The organism is Soonwooa sp. T0.1_25 (assembly GCF_057652215.1).
Map to the genome: position 1 here is coordinate 1 of NZ_JBYFBZ010000028.1, position 3,907 is coordinate 3,907.

The 3,907-nt window shown below is 29.9% G+C and carries 4 protein-coding genes; all 4 read left to right on the forward strand.

The window, feature by feature from the left end; translation table 11 throughout:
- Positions 1-411 precede the first annotated feature (411 nt).
- A complete protein-coding gene (locus AC23MB_RS14055) occupies positions 412-963 on the forward strand; it encodes a hypothetical protein (RefSeq protein ID WP_243551188.1) in 552 nt (183 codons plus the stop codon).
- Between the two features lie 222 nt (positions 964-1,185).
- Positions 1,186-2,373, forward strand: coding sequence for a S41 family peptidase (locus tag AC23MB_RS14060; protein WP_487787611.1), 1,188 nt, complete (start codon positions 1,186-1,188; stop codon positions 2,371-2,373).
- 242 nt (positions 2,374-2,615) lie between these two features.
- A complete protein-coding gene (locus AC23MB_RS14065) occupies positions 2,616-3,047 on the forward strand; it encodes a hypothetical protein (protein WP_472577467.1) in 432 nt (143 codons plus the stop codon).
- A 28-nt stretch (positions 3,048-3,075) separates the two neighbouring features.
- Entirely contained in the window at positions 3,076-3,639 is a 564-nt protein-coding gene (locus AC23MB_RS14070) for a hypothetical protein (protein WP_472577468.1), read from the forward strand.
- Positions 3,640-3,907 lie beyond the last annotated feature (268 nt).

Here is a 3,907-nt window from a genome sequence, read left to right on the forward strand (position 1 = left end):
CGGAGAAAAAGATGATGAAAACCCTTACAATGGGAGCCTTAAGTTATACAACAAATTATCCTCAAACAAAAAATTGATATTTACAACTTTAAATAATTTGAATCATAACAACATTGTGATTCCATTCTTAATTACGGAGGAAATCCCAAAATGGCTTTTTGAAAAGCATAGATAAAAAAACTGCGGCTAACATGGTATTTGCAAAAGGCGGGGTTGAATTCATAATAGAAAAACCCGATGCATTTAGTCGCAACTTGCTTTTCATATTACTTTTTTTTTGTAATTTGGTAATCTGAAAAAGCAATTTGCTTCGTCCGGTCGAAATTGAACTTTCAGTTAAATTTAGCCCGCCCTTCGCAAATACTTTTTCCGTTAGCAGAAATTTTAAACAACATTCTCCATAATAAAGAAATGAAAAAATTAATTTTACCTATTTTAATTGTTACAGCTTTCTCAATTCAAAGTTGTACAGTAATGAAAGTATCAGAGAAAAAACAAGATGGATACTTTGAATCATCAAAAAAAGCAGACATTTTAGTTAATCAACCTTATGATTTAGATAGTAATAAAGAATTACTTGTAGTTCCAAACAATGCATTTATGAAAGGAATGGCTGAAAAATTAGGATATTTTGACAAAGTAATTACTTTTGAAGATTTAGAAAAAGATATTATAAAAGACGGAAAACAAGATGAAGTTGGAGCAATAACTGGAAAAATAGGAATTAATAATGTATACAGAAAATATAAAAAATTTCTATATCTAAAGTTTGACGATAATAAAGAAAAAAGTAAAAGAATACAATTAAAATTAGTTAATCCTGAGAATTTTGACGAAATATTTGTTGGTGATACTCTTTATGATGATTTTTGGGTTGGTGTGAATGATCAAAATACCTTTAATCCACTTTTCAATGCATTAATAACTTACATAAAAGCTAATTCAAAAACATACGGAAAATAAAAACTTCTGCTAACATAGTATTGGCAAAATGCGGGGCTAATTATATAATTGAAAGATTTGTAATATTTATCCGCCGTTGCTTTTCATATTGTTTTTTTCTTTAATTTAGACAATCTGAAAAAGCATCGGCTCCGCTTGGTCTGAACTTGAACATTCGTTCAAATTAAGCCCGCACTTCGCCAATACTTTTTCCGTTATCGGCAATTTCATAAAACCGCGTGTATGAAAGGAAAATTTTATATTGTAACACTTTTTTTATTTTTTTCAAATTTGATTTATGGACAAAATAAATATCAAAAAGACTTTAACGAATTTTGGAACGGCATAAACGAAAATTATGCCTATTTAAAAGAACAAAATATTGATTGGAAAAAGGTAAAAGAAATTTACGAGCCGAAAGCCGAGAAAATTTCTACAAATTCTGAATTTATTCAGTTTTTAGAAAGCGTTTTAAATGAACTTTACAATGGACATTCTTCCCTAAATACAAATCTAAATTCTTCAAACAGATTAATTCCTTCGGGACAAGATATGTTTGTTGAGAAAATTAACAGCGAATTTATTATTACAGATTTAAGAAAAGATTTTGGCGCAGAAAAAAATGGTTTAAAAGTAGGAATGGAAATTATAAAGTTTAATGGAAAACCGATTGAAGAACAACTTAACAAATTCCTTCCAAAATTTACGCAAAATCATAATTCTAAAATGTATCAATTTGCTTTGGATATGCTTTTTGCAGGAACACATAACACAAAAAGAGAAGTTTCTGTTTTAGAAAATGGAAGCGAGAAAAAATATTTTCCCGATGAATTTATACAAATCCAATCAAATTTATTACTTGAAAGCAAAGTTCTGAACAAAAATACAGCCTACATAAAAATCAATAATTCATTAGGAAACAATCAGTTAATTTTAGATTTTGACAAAACGCTTGACAATTTTTTAAATTACAAAAATCTAGTAATTGACCTTACAGAAACTCCAAGTGGAGGAAATACAACCGTTGCAAGAGCAATTATGGGAAGATTTATTGACAGAACTTTGCCTTATCAAAAACACGAATTTGACGAACAATACGAAACAAAAAGAATTTGGACAGAATTTGTTACTCCGAGAAAATCACAATTTAGAGGAAAAATTTATATTTTAGTTGGGCATTGGACAGGAAGTATGGGAGAAGGAATTGCAATCGGTTTTGACGGAATGAAAAGAGCGAAAATTATTGGAACAAAAATGGCAGGATTACTTGGCGCAATTTCAAACTTCCAAATGACGGAAACCAAAATCGGTTATCAATTTCCAACAGAAAGATTATATCAAACCAACGGAAAACCTAGAGAAGATTTTTTGCCGAAAATTTTGACAAAAAACACGGAAGAAACTTATAAAGAAATGAATAAAATTAATTGAAAATAAAGAAACTGCCGATAACATGGGTTTTGCAAGATGCGGGGTTGAAGTAAATCTCAGAAAATTTTCAGAAAATACCCGCAAAAACTTTTCCATTTTTTAGTTTTTTCGTAATTTTAAAAAATGGAAAAAGTTTTTGCTAAAGTTCGGTCACCTCTTGAAATCTCGGTTGCAGTAGCCCGCACCTCGCAAAGCCCTTTCCCGTTATCTGTAACCGTATTAAAAAAGAACCCTGAAACACTATGAGGATTAAAAAATTACTTCTATCCTTTTTTTTAGCATTAACATTAATTTCCTGTTCTAAAATTCTAGATGATGCTAAAATATTGACAAGTAAAACTGACTTAAAGAAAATTAAGGACAGCATTAAAAATTCCATAAATGATAGTATCGCAAAATCTGACTCTACAAAAATTGTGGTTGGAATTGCAAAACTGAATAAAAAAACTAAAGTAATTCTTTACGATAATTTCAAATGGAAATATCAAAACTCTACAGACTTACAAAATAAAAAAAAGGCAAAAACTACTGAAAGACAAGTTCAAACTTTAATGCAAACATTTGAACCAAATGAAACTCAATATGTTTCAAGCGGAGTTTGTGGTGCATTAACAAAGAAAGGAGGAAGTTGCCAAAGGCGAGTAGAAGGAGGTGGAAGATGTTGGCAACATTAAATTAAATTAACTTTAAAAATTTTATAAAATGAAGAAAATTATTTTCTTATCGAGTTTTATGTTTGTAAATTTAACTTTTGCACAAGAATTTAAATTAACTGCAAATAACTTTGTGAGCAAAGCGGACGAAACCAAAAATTATGAGGTTATCGAAAAACCAGGCAAAACAAAAGAACAATTATTTACAGAGGTAAAGAAATATGTGACAGCCTCATTTAAAGGATTAAAATTTGATGGTTATAATGAAGTCGCAAATGAACAAATAGTTCTAGATGTACGCAATGAACAAGAAAGCAACGCAAAAATGTTCGGAATGAGCCTTTTTTCAGGCTTTGTTTCTATAAGATATGAGATGAATTTCAAAGATGGAAAATTTATGATTAGACCAACATTTCAAAAAGCAGAAACCTATTCCAACAATAAAACAAATACTATCTATCTAACAGGTGGAAACTTTATGCAGGGTTCAGTATTTAACAAAAAAGGAGAGGTTTCATTAAAACAAATTTACGAGATGGCAGTAAAAACGAATGAAGAATTTGTTTCAAATCTAGTAAAAGGTGTTGAAAACAATTCTAATTCGGATTGGTAAGAAACGACTACAGATAACATTGTATTGGCAAAATGCGGGGGAAAGTAACAAGTTGAACTTTTTGAAATATTTATCCGCCGCTGCTTTTTCGTATTGATTTTTTTCTTAATTTAACAATCCGAAAAAAGCATCGGCTACGTTCAGTCTAAATTGAACTTTCAGTCCATTTTAGCCCGCACTTCGCCAATACTTTTTCCGTTATCTGCAATTTTATACCAATATTGCGGTTTTTAGAGGAAAATCAGGTTGGATTTTAGCGGAAAAAATT